This window comes from Ruegeria sp. CDSA077, from assembly GCF_059612265.1.
In genome coordinates this window covers 1-18491 of record NZ_JBXWQG010000023.1, presented here as the reverse complement: position 1 = coordinate 18491, position 18491 = coordinate 1, and the positions used below count along the sequence as shown (strand labels likewise).

The window sequence follows — 18491 nt, the reverse complement described above, 5'->3', positions numbered from 1 at the left end:
CCAATCTCCTGAATCGGCTTCTTCTTCGCCTCACGCGCAATTTCGATGTCAGATTTATAGCTCATTGGGTTTCGGTCTCCCTGCATAAAATAGGCCAATAGTGTTCCAACCAGAACGGCAAAGAGCCGAACCAGATTCGCATATATTTTTCTTTAAAGTAAATATTTATTCCCTAGGGTCAATATGCGAGTTTAACACTCCCTGGAGGTGCTACTGGATTCATCATAAGGAAACAGAGGCTGGCCACAGCAATCAGGCGTATCTTTTCCGACCCGCGCTGAGACCAAGCAACCAATCTTCAACGATGCGCTGCTCTGGGAAAGCTTTGTGAAGAGGCCTTTTTAACAGGTAGTATCCGGACTGTGTTCGCACTGATGCGCCCAGAACCGGTCTGACCAAAGTGCCGCTTTCAAGCAAAGGATCAACAAGATGGGCCCAACCCAATGCAATTCCCAGTCCATCGACAGCTGCTTGCACTGACAACGGATAGGTATTGAACTCCACTGCCTGTTCCATCGAGGACGTCGATACTCCATTGCCGCTGAACCAAGTGCGCCATGTCATCCACTCTGCATGGCCACTGGCCACTTCAATAAGGTCCAGTTCCGGCAGCGCAGATATATCTGCCGCTTTGGGGTTGCTCTTGAGATACTCTGGGCTGCAGACCGGAAATACGGTTTCTCCGAACAAAAGCTGTGCCTCGTATCCCGGCCAATCGCCATCTCCACGCAGGATCGTCAAGTCCATCGAATCCGACAGGCACTCTGCGTCGCTGTCAGAAGAGACCAGCGAAATACGGATGCGGCCATTTGATTTGTTGAACTTGCGAAGTTGCGGCATCAGCCAAAGAGAAGCAACAGAGTTGGTGGCGGAGATCGATACCGTGTTGGCCTGATGTTTGGCCAGCATATCCCGGCTGACATCCCGCATCAGGTCCAGCGACTTCTCCACGGTTGCCAGCAGGATGGCCCCTTGTTGGGTAAGCGAAACAGAACGGTGCCCTCGCACAAACAACGGCACATCATAGTGTTGCTCTAGCAACCGCACTTTGCGGCTGATCGCCGTTTCAGAGATGTTCAGAACCTTACTGGCCTGCGCAAAGCTCTGCGCCTTTGCGGCAGCTTCAAACGCCAACAAATAGTCGAGCGGCGGAAGGACTTTCCCTGTGACTGAAGTTTTCTTTGGCATTTCAGAGCGGATTCCCGAACTGGACGTTATAGCGATCGAAAAACATTTGGCCTCATCTGCTGGCAATCGATCAGGCAACTAATTGTTAAGATAGCAAAAAGTCGTGTTAGCCTCAAGAATTTATGGTCAAAGACCCTCAAATTTCTGTTCTGCGTCTGGGGCGATTCTGCGCAGAATGCACAAATTCGGGGCCGGAAGAGTCCACAACCTAAAAATGAACATCACTCAGGGAGCAAACATGAAACTTACAAACCTCCTTTCTGCTGCAACTTTGGCAGCAGTAGCGGGAACAGGGGCGACTGCAGAAGACAGCAGCGACCCGATCGTGATCCCAATTCACAATTGGTCCAGCCAGATCGTGATGTCGAACGTTGTCGGCCTGATCTTTGAAGAGATGGGCAACAACGTCGAATACGTCACCACCGACAGCCAGGCGGTCTATGAATCGGTGCGCCTGGGCGATGTGGCGTTGGAGATGGAAGTCTGGGAAGGCGCGTTTGGCGCGTCCTACAGGGCGGCATTGGAAAAAGGTGGCCTGCATGACGCAGGCGATCATGACGCCGTTACACGTGAGGATTGGTGGTATCCCATGTGGACCAAGGAATCCTGCCCGGGCCTGCCAGATTGGAATGCATTGAACGACTGCGCACACCTGTTCGCGACAGCCGAAACCGGCGACAAGGGTCGGTATCTGGATGGTCCAGTTGACTGGTTGAAGCATGGTAAAGAACGCGCCGAAGCACTTGATCTGAACTTTACCGTGATCAATGCGGGTTCCGCCGCAGCCCTTTGGGCCGAGATTGGCGCGGCTGAGGCCGACAAAACGCCGGTACTGGTTTTTAACTGGACGCCAAACTTTGCCGAAGCCGTCTGGCCTGGTGAGTTCGTTGAGTTCCCAGCATGGGAAGACGGATGCGACAAAGACCCAGCCAAGGGTCCTAACCCGAATGCGTTGTATGATTGCGGCAACCCCGCCAAAGGTTACCTGAAAAAGGCAGCATGGGATGGTATGAAAGACAAATGGCCGGCCGCGTATTGCGCCCTGACAGAGATTTCTTTCACCAATCCGCAGATTGCCGAGATGGCGAAGCTGGTCGATACTGATGAGCTTGAACCGGAAGAAGCCGCCGAAGAATGGCTGGACGCCAACCGCGCTGTCGTCGATCCTTGGATCAGTTCCTGCAGCTCATAATCCCGGCTACATCCACCGAAACTGGCGCGGCCTTGACCATCTGATCGATGCAAGGCCGCGCTCAACAAGAAAGTTAGGCAGCCATGTCCGCCACAGCGCCTGTCATCTCAGCCAAAAATGTATGGAAACTGTTTGGGCCCTCGCCAGAGAGCTACCTGAAGTCCATGCCCGCTGGCCGCGGTTTTGATGAAATCCGTGCAGATGGTTATATCGCCGGTGTCAAGGATGTCTCGATTGAGGTTGGCCGTGGCGAAATGCTGGTCATCATGGGTTTGTCAGGGTCAGGCAAGTCGACGCTGGTACGTTGCTTTTCGCGCCTGCACGACATTACAGGCGGAACGATTGAGGTTGAAGGTCAGGACATCATGAGCCTGAGCGAGCGCGATCTGATTGAATTGCGCCGAAACAAGATGGGCATGGTGTTTCAGTCTTTCGGACTGCTACCACATCGCACGGTTTTGGACAACGTGGCCTTTCCGTTGGAAATGCGCGGACAAGATCGTCATGATCGGCGCGAACGCGCGCTGGAAGTCATCAAGTTGGTGGGCCTTGAAGGTCGGGAAGAGTACTTCCCACGGGAATTGAGCGGCGGCCAACAGCAAAGAGTGGGAATCGCCCGGTCGCTCGCCATTGAACCCGATATCTGGTTTCTGGACGAGCCATTCTCGGCGCTTGATCCACTGATCCGCCGCGAAATGCAGGATGAATTCCTGCGATTGCAAGAGATGCTAGGCAAAACCATCGTTTTCATCACGCATGATTTTGACGAAGCGCTACGTCTGGCAGACCGGATTGCAATCATGCGCAACGGCGCGGTCGAACAATGTGACACCCCCGACAAGATTGTGATGAACCCTGCCACCGAGTACGTGGCCAAGTTTACCGAAGATGTCGACAAAGCCCGGGTCGTACATGCCAAAGGCCTGGCAAAACCTGTGAACGGTCATGCCTTGGAGGGCGCACCAATCAATGGTGGATCAACCATTCACGAGCTGGCGCGAGTTCTTGTCAACGATAACCGCATTCTTTTGCCGGTGGCGGATGACAAAGGCGTTATCACCGGTGTTTTGGAACGTGACGCCGCATTGAATGTTCTGCTTGGAGCTGAATGATGGCGGCGCTGTCCACCGAAGTACCGGACACTTCAGACGGGACTTGGGGAAAAGCCAGAGTCCTGACTACACTGCTGGCCGCCGCCTTCGTGCTGATCGTTGCCAAAGCTGCCGGAGTTCTGCCCGAATGGCTAAACCGCATCCCCGAAGCCGCGATTCCGCCGACGGCGCAGGTTCTGGATGCAGTCTTCTACTTTATCCAAAATGATCTTGGCCTGATCTATGTCACACGATTTATCGCCGAAGGTCCGCTTGAGTTCCTGCTGGATACGTCAGCGAACCTTCTGGAAGGCAAGCGCCGTTGGCCCAATCTAGGCCCGATCCCATGGTCCGCAATCGCCGCAGTGGCAGCCGTCGTCGGCTACGCCGTAGGTGGTTGGCGTCTGGCCGCATTGGGCGCGGGAACCTTCATCTGGACGGCCGCGATCGGGCAGTGGAAGATCGCCATGCAGACGATGTCTGTCATCGTGGTTGCCGCACCGCTGGCGTTTCTTTTGGGCTTGATACTGGGCATCGCCGCCTGGAAATACCGCTGGTTCGAGCGGATGCTGAAACCCATGCTGTCCGTGCTGCAAACCCTGCCCTTCTTTACGTATCTCTTGCCAGCAGTGATCTTTTTTAAGGTCGGACCGACAGCTGGGGCTGTTGCAACGATTACCTTTGCCATCCCGCCGATGATCCTGATGACCACGTTGGGTCTGAAGAAAGTCAGCCCCGAAGTGATCGAAGCAGGCCAGATGTCTGGATGTACCAAATGGCAGATGCTACGCCATGTTTACGTGCCGGCTGCGCGCACTGAAGTTCTGGTTGGCGTCAATCAGGTTATCATGCTGTGTCTGGCAATGGTGGTTCTGACCGCGTTTATCGGAATGCCCGGTCTTGGCGCGAAACTGCTGGCGATGATGGGTAGTTTCAAGCTGGGCCGTTCTTTCGAGATTGGCGTAACCATCGTCCTTCTGGCTGTCACGTTGGATCGGATGTCAAAGGCCTGGGTCGTCAAACAGCCAGTGCACTTCGAACGCGGCACCCCGTGGTGGAAGCGCCACCAGATTTCGCTGGTCGCACTGGGTCTGTTTGTTGGGTTCACTCTGTTGTCTCAGGTCTTCCCGATCCTGGCCGAAATTGGCCGCAAGCAGCATCTAAGCCAGGGCAAGGAAATCGACGTGGTTATCAAGTCGTTCCTGGCCATCGACATGATCAAAGGGACAACCGAATGGTTGCGCTGGTTTCTGAACGTCAAGGTTCTGATTCCATTCCGGAATACGCTACTCGCCATTCCAACTCCCGCGTTCATCCTGCTGGTTGTTTCCTTTGCTTATTGGGTTGGTGGCCGAAAGCCCGGCATCTACGCAGCAGTCTTCTTTACGATTGTCGCGTTCTCGGGCTGGTGGGATCGGTCGGTTATCACTTTGTATACCGTGATCTCGGCCGTTGCGTTGGCAACCATGATCGGTATCCCCCTGGGCGTTGTCGCAGCACGGTCCGCGCGTTGGTCCAAGAGCATTTTGCTGGCTTGCGACACTGCGCAAACCTTCCCCAGCTTCATTTACTTGATCCCTGCGATCATGTTGTTCGGGGTCAATGATGTCGCGGTTGTGTTCTCGATTCTGATCTTCGCCGCCGTCCCGCTGATCCGGTACACTATTATTGGCCTCAGCAACGTGCCGCCGGAAATGACCGAGGCAGCAGATATGTCCGGCTCGACCCGCCGGCAAAAACTTATGTCGGTTCAGTTCCCTCTGGCGCTGCCAACTATGGCGGTCGGGTTTAATCAAGCCATCATGTTCGCCTTCTTCATGGTCATTATCGCGGCCTTCATTGGAACGCAGGATCTGGGGCAGGAACTTCAACGAACTCTGGCAGGTACCGAACTGGGCAAGAACTTTGTGCTCGGCATGAATGTCTCGCTGATGGCGCTTACCTTCGACATGGCGATCAGCAGTTGGGCTGATCAGCGCAAAAAGCGGTTGGGGCTCGACTAAGATGGCACAACAGCAGAGCGCACGCACCGTTATCCGCTTCGATGACCCCGGATTTGTCCGGATGCGGATGGACGGCCTGCCCGATGCGCAGGTCTGGTGGAAGAATATCAGTTTCGATGAAGAAACCGGACAAGGCAGCTATCTGATGAAGATGGCGCCAGGCACACGTTCGAACCCTCATGTCCATTACGGGCCGGAAGAGTTTTTTGTGCTTGAGGGCGATCTGACCGACCACGACGGGTTTCGATATCGCAGCGGCGATTTTGTCAGCCTTGCTGCCGGGTTCAGCCACTATTCGCGAACCGAGGCGGGATGCCTCTTGGTGGTCACCCATCGCGGTGCAACCGAAGCCATTCAGGAAAACACACTATGAATGTGAAGCCGGTCTTCGAAGTTCCATTCGAACGCAGCGGGGTTCTGGCCCCCGGCCTTCCGATCCTGCCGCAGGGAACGGAACGCCACCCAATCCCCGGAATGGGGTCGCGCGCGGTACCGGTGTCCAAGGGCGATTCCATCACGCTGCTGGACCGCGATGGGATGCAACCGGCTGAGATGGTCTTCTTTTCCCCTGACCGAAGCTCCGATGCAGCCATGCTGGGCACACAGGGGCATGGACGGCCCGAAGGTTTGATCGCAACCCTCGCAAATGGATCAGCATCTGGCAAAAAAGTTCTGCGTGCATTGGAAATCGCGGGCTTCGACATCGGAAAAGGCGACGCAATCCGGGCATTCGCTGACGGGTCACGCCCCGGCGACATGGTGCATTTCGTGGCAGAAAGCGATGGTCTTTTGATTGTCGCTGCACCAGGCAAGGCTATGCGCCCCGAGGACAACAACCCTCCTACGGATATCATCTTGTACATCCAGCGCTCAGCGCCCGGATTGGAAAAGCCCGATGTCGGACCGCCCGATCCGCTGGCCGATCCGCTTAAGGATTTCAATATTCAGCCGGGAAATGCGCACTCATATGAAGTGAAGGCCGGTGAATTCATCCAGATCGTCGATATTCGTGGCCGAGAGTGTTCCGATTTTCAGGCATTCAGCCGCCGCGCACTGGATCAGGGGATCGAGCGTGAAATCGACCCGACAACAACACGCAGCCTGATGGGCAGCTTGTATCCTCAACCCGGGATTTTCTCAAAGTACTGGTCAGTAGATCAAGAGCCTCTGATCGAAATCGTTCAAGATACCTGTGGGCGCCATGACACGTTCGGTCTGGCCTGTACGGCGCGATATTACGAAGACCTTGGCTATCCCGGCCATGTGAATTGTTCGGACAATATCAACAAGGATCTGGACCAATATGGCATCAAGCCGCGCGGTGGCTGGCCAGCGATCAACTTCTTTTTCAACACGATGCTGGATGACACCAACGCCATTGGCATGGACGATCCGTGGTCGCGACCCGGTGACTTCGTCCTGCTGCGCGCCCTGACCGATCTGGTTTGCGTCAGCACCGGCTGTCCCTGCGATATAGACCCGGCAAATGGCTGGAATCCAACAGACATTCAAGTGCGAACCTATAAGGCGACCGAGGATTTCAAGCGGTCCTATGGCTATAGAAAATCTGCGGAGGCGGATGTGGAAGAAACTAAGAAAACAGCATTTCACGACTGCTTTGCACGGCACACCCGTGATTTCGTCGAATACAATGGCTATTGGCTGCCCAACACGATGACCAATCATGGCGCGATTGCCGAGTATTGGGCTTGCCGGGACAAGGTTGCTGTCATGGACCTCAGCCCGCTGCGCAAATACGAAGTCGTGGGACCTGACGCCGAAGAACTGATGCAGCTTTGCGTGACCCGCAACATGAAAAAACTGAGCGTTGGTCAGGTCGTTTATACGGCCATGTGCTATGAGCACGGCGGTATGATCGACGATGGCACCGTCTACCGGTTGGGTGAGACGAACTTCCGCTGGATCGGTGGGAATGACACCAGCGGGTTGTGGCTGCAGGAACAGGCGCTCAAACGCAATATGAATGTCTGGGTGCGCAACTCTACGGACCAGTTGCACAACATTGCAGTTCAGGGGCGGCATAGCCGCGACATACTTTCCAAGATATTCTGGACACCGCCTCAGCAACCAACGATCGACGAACTGCCGTGGTTCCGGCTTTCGGTCGCGCGGGTTGGTGATGTGCAGGGGACTTCTGTTGTAATTTCTCGGACCGGCTATTCCGGAGAGCTTGGGTATGAAATCTTCTGCCATCCCAAGGATGCCGTCGAAATCTTTGATCGTGTCTGGGAGGTGGGCCAAGAGTATGGCATTGCGCCTCTGGGCCTGGCCGCATTGGACATGTTGCGGATCGAGGGCGGTCTGATCTTTGCCGGGTCGGAATTCGACGATCAGACCGATCCGTTCGAGGCCGGCATCGGCTTTACTGTGCCGCTGAAATCAAAGACCGACGACTTCATCGGGCGGGCGGCGATAGAGGAGCGCAAGGTCCACCCACACCGCAAACTGGTTGGATTTGAGATCGAAGGGGGTACGGTCCCCTCACCCGGTGACTGCGTGCGCGTTGGGAAAGCGCAGGTCGGAGAGATTACCAGCGCGATGAAATCACCCATCCTCGGCAAGGTCATCGCTTTGGGTCGGATTTCGGTTACCCATGCCATCGTTGGAGCGGACATCGAAATCGGGCAGCTGGACGGCCAACAAAAGCGGTTGAAAGCCAAGATCGTGCCATTCCCGCATTTCGATCCAACAAAGGAACGTGTGAAGGGAATGTACGCAGAAGCGACGGTTCCGAACGCTGCAGAATAGCGACGGTGGTGTGACATTAACTTCTACCCGACCAAGGAATGCTGCTGCTCGGACCTCATGCAATTCGAGTGGTGGCATTCCAGGTCAAATGCCTCTGGGCAGTGATATCGGATTGTTAAGGCTGAGCGGTCGGCCACGAACCACTGCAAGCCTTATTGCTTGGGTACCAATCAAAATAGTCTTTTGCTTCAGTGAGCTTTCGAACGCGTGGCTTTGCGCGCTTCCCGAGTGTGTCACTGAGATTTTGAAACAACAAATTGGATCCGCTGAAATGCCCTGCGGCATCGCCAACAAAGCGTTTCTACCGGATAGCGTAACATGTAGGGGCTAATTCCACTTGTCCTGTCACAGAATTCATCCGCAAAAATTATGAAGTCCATGCCGCATTCGCGAGCAAGCTTGGTGAGAATGCTAACCCACCGCCAAACGGTCCTGCATCCTGTCCGAGGCCATCGCGGACAGAGCGACCATTGTTGCGGCTGTTCCCAGAACCATTGCCAAACCACCGATCTGGTAAGTGAGGCCAGACAGCACTGTGCCCAGCAATCGGCCGGCCGCGTTGGCCATGTAATAGAAACCGACATCCATCGTGACCCGCTCGGCCTGAGAAAAGGACAGGATCAGATAGGAGTGCAGCGAGGAGTTCACGGCAAAGATCACTCCAAAGATCAGCAAGCCGATCACCAGCGTAATGGTCAGCCAAGTGGCGGGCCCCGAGGATAAGGCCACAGCGACGGTCAGGGCGGCAGGCACGCAGAACAGGGCTACGGCCCAATCGCGCGCGGCGCGGATCAATTGGGGCTCGGACCGGTCAGAGGCGCGCAGGATCTTCGGGGCGCTGGCCTGAACTGCGCCGTATAGGATGATCCAGGCCGCCATGAATGTCCCGATCATGAAAAAGGCCGCTCGGTTCCCGGTTTCGGACCCGTCGGAAAGCACCGCATAGAAATAGATCGGAATCCCGACCACAAACCACACATCGCGCGCGCCAAACAGAAACAGGCGGGACAGGCACAGCCAGTTGATATTGGGGGATTTCGAAAAAACCTCAGAGAATTTTGCGCCTTTACGCCCTTTGGGCAGGCCCGGCGGCATGAATAGAACGACCGCGATCATGATGACGCCCAGCACCATAGCCATGGCCAGCACCGCCCAGTTAAAGCCAAACGTGGCCAGCAGACCTGCACCCAGCAAAAAGCCCAGCCCTTTGACCGCGTTCTTGGACCCGGTCAGCAGGGCAACCCAGCGAAACAGGCCGCCATCCTCGGTCGGGGCCAGCAGTTTCACGGCGGATTTCGAAGACATCTTGGCCAGATCCTTGGCCACGCCGCTGGCACCCTGAACGATCATGACAAAGGCCACTTTGGCAGGAATTGCCCAATTAGGGTCTAGTTGTGTCAGCAACAGCAACGCCCCCACCTGCAGGCCAAGCCCCGCATAGAGCGTCGAGGTCAACCCGAACCGAGCCGCAATCCAGCCCGCCGCCAGATTGGTGCCGATGCCGGCGATTTCATACAGTACAAACAGATAAGCCAGCTGGACCGGAGAGAAGCCCATCGTATGAAAATGCAGCAGCACCAGCATACGAAGCGCGCCGTCGGTCAGCATGAATGCCCAATAGGCTGCCGTGACCGCGATATAGGCCGACAAACCTTCGGGCCGCTGGGTCACAGCGCGGCTCCGACCATGAGTGCGACGTCGACCAGACGGTGCGCGTATCCCATCTCATTGTCATACCAGGCGTAGATCTTTACCTGGGTGCCGTTCACCACCATGGTCGACGGAGCATCGATGATCGAGGAGCGCTGGTCATTGGTATAGTCTGTCGAGACCAGAGGGCGGGTCTCATAGCCCAGAATACCCTTCAAATCTCCATCGGCGGCTTCTTTGAAAAACGCGTTGACCTCTTCGATGGTTGTTTCCCGCTCCACTTCGAACACGCAATCGGTCAGCGAGGCATTCAGCAACGGCACCCGGACCGCGTGGCCGTTCAACCGGCCTGTCAGCTCGGGGTAGATCAGGGTGATTGCCGTGGCCGAGCCGGTGGTGGTTGGGATCAGCGAATTCAGGGCCGAGCGCGCGCGGCGCAGGTCTTTGGCGGGTCGGTCCACGATGGTCTGCGTATTCGTCACATCATGGATCGTGGTCATCGACCCGTGCCGAATGCCCAGATTTTCGTGGATCACCTTGACCACCGGCGCCAGGCAGTTGGTGGTGCAGGACGCAGCCGTCACGATGTGATGCGCGCTCGGATCATATGTACCTTCGTTCACGCCCATCACGATATTGGCGGTCGGGCCATCCTTGACCGGTGCCGAGACGACAACCTTCCTGACGCCTGCATCAAAATATGGCGCCAGCTTGGTCTCGGTTTTGAAGGCGCCGGTGCAGTCAATCACCACGTCGACCCCGTCCAGTGGCAGCGCGTTCAGGTCGCGGGTACCGACAAACGGCAAGCGCATACCCTCTATGGCGACGCTGTCTTTGTCATAGTCAAAATCTGCTTCCCAGCGGCCATGAACCGTGTCGAATTCCAGCAAATGCGCGTGCATTTCTGGATCACCGATCCCGTCGTTGATCCAGGCAATCTTTGCGCCTTTCTCCAATAGTGGTTTCAGGGCCAGCTTGCCCATCCGGCCAAGGCCATTCACGGCGTAGGTTGTCATGTCATGTCCTCGTCAGATGTTCTGGCAATATCGTCGACAGCAGATTGCAACGCGATCCGGTCGAGGCTTTCGACCGGCAGCGAGGTAAAGGCCTCGATCCTGCGCCTGAGCGAACCATAGGCGTTCTGGAAGGCCAGGCTTTTTTCAGCCTTCGTGCCTGTCGCCATGACCGGGTCGACCACGCCCCAGTGACCGCTGATCGGCTGGCCATCCCATGCCGGGCATTCCTCATTCGCGGCCTGATTGCAGACGGTAAAGACAAAATCCATCTCGGGCACGTCAGAGGTGGCAAATTCTGACATATGTTTCGAGCGCAGAGCCGAAACATCATGCCCTTTGTCCTTAAGGACCTGCACCGCTATAGGGTTGAGCCCGGATGAAGGCTGCGTTCCCGCAGAATATGCGTTGAAACGCTCACCCGCCAGCGCGCGAAGGATAGATTCAGCAAATATCGAACGGGCGGAATTGCCGACGCACAGGAAAAGAACGTTATATTTTCGGTCCGCTGATCTGTCGCTTTCCCAGCCTGACGGGATACAGATTTCGGGGCGTCCGCGGCAGCAATCGTTCAGTAGGTAATCCAGCATCTGCTGCACATTCTGCATCTCGATCGAGTAGAGCAAAGAGGTACCAGACCGATTCTGCCGGACTAGCCCCGCCTGTCGCAACGCGTTCAGATAGTTCGATAATGTGTTGGGCTTTATCCCCAGCCCCAAGGCAAGCTCTCCGGCCGGGACAGCGTCAGGAAAGCGCCGCATCAACATGCGAAACACTGAAAGCCGTTGCGGGTGACCCAAAGTCGCCAGTTGTTCTGTTGCTTTAATATCCATATTTCATGAATTATGGAATTATACGGTTGAAGTCAACCCGGTTACGTTCTCCAGTGCGAACCGGACCCTCTATGAGCGGTGATAACGAAATGCGGAAACAGGTGTTTCTGAGGTCAGAAAACCCGGGGTTTCACCGCTTGCAAGCACCCGCATGAGGGTTTAAACGAGCCTCGCTTGCCTCAATAGCTCAGCTGGTAGAGCAGGTCCTTCGTAAGGACAAGGTCGGGGGTTCGAGTCCCTCTTGAGGCACCATTTACTTTCAGAGGTCGGCAGAAATCGCAAACCCTCGAACGTAGAGTGATTTCTGCAGTTCGAAGGGTTTTGTCCCGTCAACTTGCCATTTGGATTCTCACACCCGTAATTGGACGAAGGTGACATCGAAGAAGCCATCGCCGATCAGCTACAATCGCCACGGCTCTCCTCGGCAGATCATCGCACATGCGGTGTGGCTATACGTTCGCTTCAATCTGATCCTGCGTAACGCCTTGGTGTTATGTAAAAAGTGGTGAGCCGTGCAGGAGTGGACCTGCCCAAAGAAATCAACGACTTAGGTCGTGTTGACAAAAGGGATTCACAGCGCCCGCTGATCGTGATTCAAGCCGGTATCTGCGATGGAGGCCAGCTTGGCAAGAAACCTAATGTCGGACGAGGAGTGGGCGTTTTTTGAACGGTTCATCCTTGCAGTCCGTGCCCCGAACGGACGCAAACCGATCAACCACCGCCTTGTTCATCCTGCGAGGCACACCTTCCTATATCCGTTCAGACAACGGCCCTGAGTTTGTTGCACGGGCCGTTCGGGACTGGATTGCCGCTGTCGGCGCCAGGACGGCATACATCGAACCGGGATCAACCAGCGATCACAGGTTGAAGCTCAAATCGGCAGATGGAAACAGGTTATAGGTGATGGCCTGCAAGCGCGTGATTTTGGCCGTCAAATCGCCGAAACGAAAGTAGCGGCAAAGGCGCTCAACCGCATGACAGGTCTCGGTCGTGCGATGTATGAGCGCGTCATCTGAAGTGATGGAGTAATGGGTAAACTCGCCTAAGTCATGATCCATGCAACAAAGCCTGACAGAACCAAACATAGTCTTGCAGGTGTATTGTAAAGCTCGCTAGAGTTCGATAGGTGCCAGCAAGAGCTTCGGGGTTGTGGGTTAGTTTGCAAGATCCGCAGTCGGGGCAGCTACAAAATTTACATAATGTCAAAATACCAATAAATGACATTCAGTGCGAATTTATGTTGGACTATGCGCGGAAAGCGAAATGAATACTTCAAAAATAAAATTGGATACTCTTCAGGCGTCTCTAAAGGATAAACCGTCAGACGCAAGAGCTGTCTTTCAAAGTATGGTTCGCACTCAACTGTCAAAAAGGAATTCTAAGTCCAGAGAGGATATTGCATCGACTTTTGTCGGACTACTTCAGCGCCCCAAACTACGAAATGAACTGCCAAGAGTGGCATCTTCTAACAAAGGATTTGTGACCAACTGCGACGTTCAAAAGGGTGTTTCATTGGTTACATGCTGCATGAATAGAAACGCACATTTAACTGAAACGATTCCGACTTGGCTAGCCCATGATGAAGTCGACGAAGTTGTCATAGTTGATTGGTCTTCTACGTATCCGGTTTCTGTCACGTTGAGAGACGCCGGCATTGAAGATTCGAGGATGCGAATAGTAAGAGTTGAAGACGAAGGGAGTTGGATACTTTCGCACGCTTACAACCTTGGGTTTCGAGCGACCTCCAGGTCAATAATTCTTAAAGTAGACAGCGATGTGTTGCTCAGCTCGACATTTTTCGAAGAAAACGATTTAGCCGAAGGACTCTTGATTGCAGGAAACTGGAAATCCGCAGCCGAAGGACAATCACATGTGAACGGGCTTTTTGCCGTTGGTCGAGATCAACTACTTGCCGTCAACGGTTTCAACGAACGGATTGTTACGTACGGTTGGGATGACGATGATCTTTATGAACGCCTCACGCAATCGGGCGTTCCAAGGCAAGATGTAGCATCACAAACAATCCGCCATATCGATCATGAGGATATCGGACGTATTGCACCTTCCCAGAAGGAGTTTTTGTGTGCATGGGATGAGATTGAGACTCTTCCCGCATTCTGGATATGCTTAAACAAGATGCTCACGACATCGGCGTCGCCTTGGGACACATCCACTCCTATGTCCAGTTTCAATCTGTTGACAGAAGGCAGTGGGATGACGACAGTAAGGCGAAGCCAGCCTTTCGGCGTAAATCCATCCCTCATTGGATCACGAACTGAGCGGGCAGAAGCCGCAATTCAAGCCCTGGAAACTAGGCTGGGTTCCTCGGTAATTACGGCGCCGTTGCCGACCGTAGACAATGTATTTGCGACCTTGAATCTCAGCGAAGCAATTTGGTCTGTTTCATCTAACGCTGATGACCTAGTGTCCCTGCCGAAGCCTCAGAAACACATTAACACTCGGCATAAGCTAATCATCGATGCTCAACACGGTTTGGGAAACCGTTTGAGGGCAATAGGATCGGCTGCAGCCTACGCTGAATTGACCTCGCGCGAACTTGTCATACGCTGGATTCGGGATGAGCACTGTGACTGTGACTTTTCTAGCCTGTTCGAATTCGATGGAGCTGTTGAAAGCGATTCAAAAGAAAATTTTGAGAGCGCGCTGAAGCTGGATTTGATGGACAAATCGATCAGAGAGTCCTTTCTATCGAAACCGAATATTAACAAAGCACAAGATGTCTTGGTGAAATCAGCATATCGAATATTAGATGATCGTTCTACGATAGAACGAGAACGGGAATTTCTCCGCGCCTTGAAGCCAACCAATCCAGTTCAAGAGCTTATAGATTCCGTGAGGAATCCAAATGATATCTCCGTTCATATCCGTATGAACGGGGGTACATCGAAAGGTCAGGCCGAAGACGTTCCCGGGAATTGGACAAAGTCTGAAGAAGAAGACGCAAGGCGGGCCCGAGGCAGATCTCACTATGGGTACTTTTTCAAGCGACTAGACTCTCTCTTAATAGACACCAGTAGCCTCCGTATTTTCCTTGCTTCAGACAACTCTGAGGCATATGAGGCTTTCGTTGCGAAATATTCTGACAATGCGGTATGGCTTCCTAGAACCGACTTCAGCCGGTCAGAGGATCAACTAATTTACGGTCTTGCAGACATGCTATTGCTCGCTCGCGCCCCTATACTGTTAGGCAGTGGTTGGAGCTCATTCACTGAAGTGGCCAATTATTTTTCGTTAGACCAAAGGCTTGAGATTTCAGGAGTGGATTTTTGACCCAACCAGGCGCGCGCAATACTTTCCCAAGGCAGCCAGATTCAGAATCCGAGCAGTGCTTTCTCCAGCCATGGTTTCCAAATGAGTGATGCAGAAGTAAGAGACATTGCCCTCGGGCAGGTAAAGTCGATGTGCCCCAATAACGGCATGACTTCAGTTGTAATTATCGAAGGATACAAGCCTGCTGACTGGTCTGTGGCTTACCAAAAGGCAGGTTTCGCTAATGTTGCGATCACAACATTTGATCAACTGAACGAAGTGATTTCCCAACAAGGCGAGTTTGAGCCCGCACATCGAGTAATTCATGTAACTGCTGGAGTTCCAGCAGACTCACTATACGAAGCTCAGAGAAGTGTAGAAACCATAACAGAATACGCCGACTTTGTCATTTTTTCACCTCAACCAAATTCATTTCAATTGACTGAAAGTTTGATGATTTCATGGCCAAGCTTTTGGGCAGTTCTATTCTTGGTTGAGGATTTTTACCTTTTCGATCCTATTCGACCCGCAATCTGGAATGAAAATTTCAGCGATTGGGATGCGCTGCAGAGCACCGTTGTATTCGCAAAAAATTCGTCCACCCAAGTTGAAGATTGCTTTGCAGAATGCCCACATTCACGCGTTGTGGATTATGTGCACCCGTCAATAGTCGAAATGAATATAAGAGAAATTAACCGTTTGGAAAGTTTTGTATCGAGGAATTCATTAAATTTGACAAGCGCCTCACGCGATATCTACTTTTATTTACCAAGGCGGTATAGAAGTAAAGAATATGAACGCAAAATCCTACAAGAGTCCACGAAATGGTGGCATGTAGCACTGTGTTCACCTTGGCGTTTCTCCTATTGGGTAGACCTTCGAAGGGTGCAGAGAAGGAGGAGGCGTCAGAATAATGGTACCTGAAAATTGTGGGGATCTATTTGTATCAGAGTTTTTTTCTATCAATCGGCTCATGTAATGTTAAGGGTCAAGAGGAAGGATGAAAGATGAGCTTGAGAATCCATGAGAATTTTATTTACTTGGAAAGTAAAAAAATTGCTTTTGGCTATGTGCCGAAAGTTGCATGCACGAATTGGAAAATTGTTCTTCGAAGGCTAATGGGGCATGAAGACTTTAATCGAAAGGACATAGCGCACAATAGAGAGAAATCGGGGTTTCACTTTCTTGACAGAACAGTCAAAGAAGATTTCGAAGTGCTGAGTAACGAAGATGTCAAAAAAATAGCATTTGTTCGCGATCCATATTCTCGCATACTTTCGGCCTATTTGAACAAGTTTGATAGCATTAATAGACGAATAGATTCACCCAAAAGCAAAGACTATTTCGACTTAGTTTTCGATGATGTTATCAGGTTTGAAAGATTCGATAGGCCAAAAGGTTTCCGGGCCAGGATTGCAAATTACATCTACGCTCCGAATACGGTCAATTTTCTTACGTTCTTGGAATGGATTAAAGCGAAGAGGAAGGGATCGTTTTATGCAAACGATGAACACTGGACACCGCAGTGTGAAATTTTGCAGCATCCAACTGTTAAGATTGATTTTCTAGGTCGTTTCGAGAATATGGCCCACGACGCAAAAATCGCCTTACACCAAATGGGTGCAGATTTCGAATTTCCAACGCAAGCGGATGTCGGATTTAGCCCAACTAAAGCTGACGAAAAATTGAAGCGGTTTTATGCCAAGGAACACGTAGATTTGGTTAATGAACTTTTCTCCCGTGATTTTGATGTCTATGGTTACCCACGATGGGATGAGCGTGGTTGACACACTCGGTACTCTGTTATCTTTCTCTCGATGCCATTTGTCTTTGCCAGTGAAATTGTCAAAGCATTGCAAAATCTTGCTTGCTCGGTCTGCTATTGCTACAGAGTACCTAAAAATCGTGAAACTTAGGAGTGTCGGCGTGCCACTGGAATTGTATCGACCTAGTAGCATTTTTCCCGGTAAATCATGAGAGCTTTGCTGTCGAAGAATCTTGTCGCGTTGTCCAAGCCAAGATGTGGGTCAACTAGTCTCCGTCGCATGATCGACCCTCACCTTGCCCCTGGGGATATTGCCGTTGATACTGCCGGGCAGCTTCCATCGCTGCATCCTCATATCACAGGTCCATTTCTTGCCCAATATCTGTGCGAACGGAGGCACGATGTTTCAAAGTTATCTTTCATAATTACAGTTCGTGATCCAATCGAGATGCTCTGGTCATATTGGAAATATTTCAAACCAGATATTTTGTGCCGATACACCTTCACAAATGGCTGGGATGCTTCAGCACCGCTTGATTTTGAAACGTGGGTATGTACTGGCAAGCTTGCTATACGAAAGGAATGGTTGGAGCTCGGGCCGAGCTGGATATCGGTGGAAAACCTTTCGCCACTTAGCCTAGAGGCGCGTGCCGCGGGTTCGAACGGGGAGTTGATGGTAGACCACATCTTTCGCTTGGAAAACGCAGCTGAACTAGCAAAGTTTTTATCCGAGGTCATCGGTACCAGAGTTTCAGAGGTTCGTACGAATGAATCATACGACAAGAATCTACCAAAATTGGGGTGCGAATCTCGAAATCATATTAGAAGTATGTTCCCTTTAGAATCCCAATATTACGGTGTTTAGGTCGTGTTGACAAAAGGGATTCACAGCGCCCGCTGATCGTGATTCAAGCCGGTATCTGCGATGGAGGCCAGCTTGGCAAGAAACCTAATGTCGGACGAGGAGTGGGCGTTTTTTGAACGGTTCATCCTTGCAGTCCGTGCCCCGAACGGACGCAAACCGATCAACCACCGCCTTGTTCTTGATGGCGTTTTCTGGATTGCACGTACTGGTGCCCCATGGCGAGACTTGCCTGACGAGTTTGGGAAGTGGTCGAGTGTCTACCGACAATTCCGACGCTGGACCCTCACGGGACTCTGGGAAAAGATTTTGGAAACCTTGACCGAGAGCAGGATCGTTCCTGATGCCCTTCAAATGGTCGACAGCACCGTGGTTCGTGCCCACCATCAGGCAGCGGGCGCAAAAGGGGGACTCCGCGACAGGGTTTTGGCCGCTCAAAAGGCGGCTTCACGACCAAGATCCACCTCAGGGTAAATGCCGCCGGGCTGCCTATGAGAACTGACATCACACCCGGTCAGACATCGGACTATCTTGGATTTGATCGGGTCATGGACGACAACCTGCCAGAGCCAGTCGTGCTGCTAGCTGACAAAGGTTACGACGCCGACCGTATTCGCGCCGAACTGCAAAACCGAAGCATTCGACCGGTGATCCCAATGCGAAAGTCCCGAAAGAGGCGCATTGGTTTGGATTGGCATCTCTACCGGCTGAGAAACCTGGTCGAGAGATGCTTCAACAAACTGAAGAATGCTCGGCGTGTGGCAACCCGCTATGATAAGACAGCCGAAAGCTTCCTTGGCTTCGTAGATATCATTTCGATCCGCCTCTGGATCCGCCATTTGTCAACATGACCTA

General features: G+C 52.8%; 15 protein-coding genes, 1 tRNA gene and 3 pseudogenes. 14 read left to right on the top strand and 5 right to left on the bottom strand.

Annotated features, from left to right (window positions below; translation table 11 throughout):
* Window positions 1-252: 252 nt before the first annotated feature.
* Complete coding sequence (locus AC2FLE_RS21175) at window positions 253-1188, bottom strand: LysR substrate-binding domain-containing protein (RefSeq protein WP_496694612.1); 936 nt, start codon at window positions 1186-1188, stop codon at window positions 253-255.
* Window positions 1189-1426: 238 nt separating this feature from the next.
* Between AC2FLE_RS21175 and AC2FLE_RS21170 the strand changes: the two genes are divergently transcribed.
* From AC2FLE_RS21170 to AC2FLE_RS21150, 5 genes are all read left to right on the top strand, one after another.
* Window positions 1427-2380: an ABC transporter substrate-binding protein gene (locus AC2FLE_RS21170; RefSeq protein WP_271951752.1), complete on the top strand. Its 954-nt coding sequence runs from the start codon at window positions 1427-1429 to the stop codon at window positions 2378-2380.
* Window positions 2381-2463: 83 nt separating this feature from the next.
* The gene (locus tag AC2FLE_RS21165; RefSeq protein WP_496699575.1) at window positions 2464-3492 is read left to right on the top strand and encodes a quaternary amine ABC transporter ATP-binding protein; all 1029 of its coding nucleotides are present in this window, start codon (window positions 2464-2466) and stop codon (window positions 3490-3492) included.
* Entirely contained in the window at window positions 3492-5474 is a 1983-nt protein-coding gene (locus tag AC2FLE_RS21160; protein WP_496699573.1) for an ABC transporter permease, read from the top strand. Before AC2FLE_RS21165 ends, AC2FLE_RS21160 begins: the two co-directional genes overlap by 1 nt.
* A 1-nt stretch (window position 5475) precedes the next feature.
* Window positions 5476-5847 carry a cupin domain-containing protein gene (locus tag AC2FLE_RS21155; RefSeq protein ID WP_142640214.1) on the top strand — a complete coding sequence of 124 codons (372 nt, stop codon included), beginning with the start codon at window positions 5476-5478 and terminating at the stop codon, window positions 5845-5847.
* On the top strand, window positions 5844-8243 hold the full coding sequence (locus AC2FLE_RS21150) for a trimethylamine N-oxide demethylase (RefSeq protein WP_496699571.1): 2400 nt from the start codon (window positions 5844-5846) through the stop codon (window positions 8241-8243). Before AC2FLE_RS21155 ends, AC2FLE_RS21150 begins: the two co-directional genes overlap by 4 nt.
* A 411-nt stretch (window positions 8244-8654) precedes the next feature.
* On the opposite strand, the gene arsJ is transcribed toward AC2FLE_RS21150, so the two are convergent.
* Genes arsJ through AC2FLE_RS21135 form a run of 3 tightly spaced genes read right to left on the bottom strand, consistent with a single transcriptional unit; the run spans window position 8655 to window position 11739 of the window.
* Window positions 8655-9914 (bottom strand): organoarsenical effux MFS transporter ArsJ, encoded by a 1260-nt coding sequence (arsJ, locus tag AC2FLE_RS21145; protein WP_496699570.1) that lies wholly within the window; start codon window positions 9912-9914, stop codon window positions 8655-8657.
* On the bottom strand, window positions 9911-10909 hold the full coding sequence (locus tag AC2FLE_RS21140; RefSeq protein WP_496699568.1) for an ArsJ-associated glyceraldehyde-3-phosphate dehydrogenase: 999 nt from the start codon (window positions 10907-10909) through the stop codon (window positions 9911-9913). Before AC2FLE_RS21140 ends, arsJ begins: the two co-directional genes overlap by 4 nt.
* The gene (locus tag AC2FLE_RS21135; RefSeq protein WP_496699566.1) at window positions 10906-11739 is read right to left on the bottom strand and encodes an arsenate reductase/protein-tyrosine-phosphatase family protein; all 834 of its coding nucleotides are present in this window, start codon (window positions 11737-11739) and stop codon (window positions 10906-10908) included. The genes AC2FLE_RS21140 and AC2FLE_RS21135 overlap by 4 nt, the downstream gene beginning before the upstream one ends.
* 176 nt (window positions 11740-11915) lie before the next feature.
* Between AC2FLE_RS21135 and AC2FLE_RS21130 the strand changes: the two genes are divergently transcribed.
* The 4 genes and pseudogenes from AC2FLE_RS21130 to AC2FLE_RS21115 form a co-directional block, all read left to right on the top strand.
* Window positions 11916-11991, top strand: a tRNA-Thr gene (locus AC2FLE_RS21130).
* A 143-nt stretch (window positions 11992-12134) separates the two neighbouring features.
* Window positions 12135-12218: pseudogene (locus AC2FLE_RS21125) on the top strand (IS6 family transposase); the annotation flags it as partial.
* 132 nt (window positions 12219-12350) lie between these two features.
* Window positions 12351-12467, top strand: a pseudogene (locus tag AC2FLE_RS21120) (IS5/IS1182 family transposase); the annotation flags it as partial.
* Window positions 12463-12588, top strand: a pseudogene (locus AC2FLE_RS21115) (IS3 family transposase); the annotation flags it as partial. The pseudogenes AC2FLE_RS21120 and AC2FLE_RS21115, both read left to right, overlap by 5 nt.
* A gap of 8 nt (window positions 12589-12596) precedes the next feature.
* On the opposite strand, the gene AC2FLE_RS21110 reads toward AC2FLE_RS21115, so the two are convergent.
* Complete coding sequence (locus AC2FLE_RS21110) at window positions 12597-12797, bottom strand: hypothetical protein (protein WP_496699577.1); 201 nt, start codon at window positions 12795-12797, stop codon at window positions 12597-12599.
* A gap of 205 nt (window positions 12798-13002) precedes the next feature.
* On the opposite strand from AC2FLE_RS21110, the gene AC2FLE_RS21105 reads away from it, so the two are divergent.
* The 5 genes from AC2FLE_RS21105 to AC2FLE_RS21085 all read left to right on the top strand — a co-directional run bounded on the left by AC2FLE_RS21105 (window position 13003) and on the right by AC2FLE_RS21085 (window position 18487).
* Window positions 13003-15030 (top strand): galactosyltransferase-related protein, encoded by a 2028-nt coding sequence (locus AC2FLE_RS21105; protein WP_496699564.1) that lies wholly within the window; start codon window positions 13003-13005, stop codon window positions 15028-15030.
* Window positions 15031-15111: 81 nt separating this feature from the next.
* The gene (locus AC2FLE_RS21100; RefSeq protein WP_496699563.1) at window positions 15112-15933 is read left to right on the top strand and encodes a hypothetical protein; all 822 of its coding nucleotides are present in this window, start codon (window positions 15112-15114) and stop codon (window positions 15931-15933) included.
* A gap of 83 nt (window positions 15934-16016) precedes the next feature.
* Entirely contained in the window at window positions 16017-16796 is a 780-nt protein-coding gene (locus AC2FLE_RS21095; protein ID WP_496699561.1) for a sulfotransferase family protein, read from the top strand.
* Between the two features lie 258 nt (window positions 16797-17054).
* Entirely contained in the window at window positions 17055-17639 is a 585-nt protein-coding gene (locus tag AC2FLE_RS21090) for a hypothetical protein (RefSeq protein WP_496693062.1), read from the top strand.
* A 60-nt stretch (window positions 17640-17699) separates the two neighbouring features.
* Window positions 17700-18487, top strand: a protein-coding gene (locus tag AC2FLE_RS21085) for an IS5 family transposase (protein ID WP_496699559.1) whose coding sequence is annotated in 2 segments (ribosomal slippage) — window positions 17700-18036 and window positions 18036-18487 — 789 coding nt in all. Because the reading frame shifts where the segments join, the coding sequence is not laid out codon by codon here.
* The last annotated feature ends 4 nt before the right edge of the window (window positions 18488-18491 follow it).

Coding starts and splice junctions, on each gene's coding strand:
- AC2FLE_RS21160 (WP_496699573.1), top strand. CDS start 3,492: ATGGCGGCGCTGTCCACCGAAGTACCGGACACTTCAGACGGGACTTGG.
- AC2FLE_RS21155 (WP_142640214.1), top strand. CDS start 5,476: ATGGCACAACAGCAGAGCGCACGCACCGTTATCCGCTTCGATGACCCC.
- AC2FLE_RS21090 (WP_496693062.1), top strand. CDS start 17,055: ATGATCGACCCTCACCTTGCCCCTGGGGATATTGCCGTTGATACTGCC.
- AC2FLE_RS21105 (WP_496699564.1), top strand. CDS start 13,003: ATGAATACTTCAAAAATAAAATTGGATACTCTTCAGGCGTCTCTAAAG.
- AC2FLE_RS21170 (WP_271951752.1), top strand. CDS start 1,427: ATGAAACTTACAAACCTCCTTTCTGCTGCAACTTTGGCAGCAGTAGCG.
- AC2FLE_RS21110 (WP_496699577.1), bottom strand. CDS start 12,797: ATGGATCATGACTTAGGCGAGTTTACCCATTACTCCATCACTTCAGAT.
- AC2FLE_RS21150 (WP_496699571.1), top strand. CDS start 5,844: ATGAATGTGAAGCCGGTCTTCGAAGTTCCATTCGAACGCAGCGGGGTT.
- AC2FLE_RS21140 (WP_496699568.1), bottom strand. CDS start 10,909: ATGACAACCTACGCCGTGAATGGCCTTGGCCGGATGGGCAAGCTGGCC.
- AC2FLE_RS21165 (WP_496699575.1), top strand. CDS start 2,464: ATGTCCGCCACAGCGCCTGTCATCTCAGCCAAAAATGTATGGAAACTG.
- AC2FLE_RS21100 (WP_496699563.1), top strand. CDS start 15,112: ATGAGTGATGCAGAAGTAAGAGACATTGCCCTCGGGCAGGTAAAGTCG.
- AC2FLE_RS21175 (WP_496694612.1), bottom strand. CDS start 1,188: ATGCCAAAGAAAACTTCAGTCACAGGGAAAGTCCTTCCGCCGCTCGAC.
- AC2FLE_RS21095 (WP_496699561.1), top strand. CDS start 16,017: ATGAGCTTGAGAATCCATGAGAATTTTATTTACTTGGAAAGTAAAAAA.
- AC2FLE_RS21135 (WP_496699566.1), bottom strand. CDS start 11,739: ATGGATATTAAAGCAACAGAACAACTGGCGACTTTGGGTCACCCGCAA.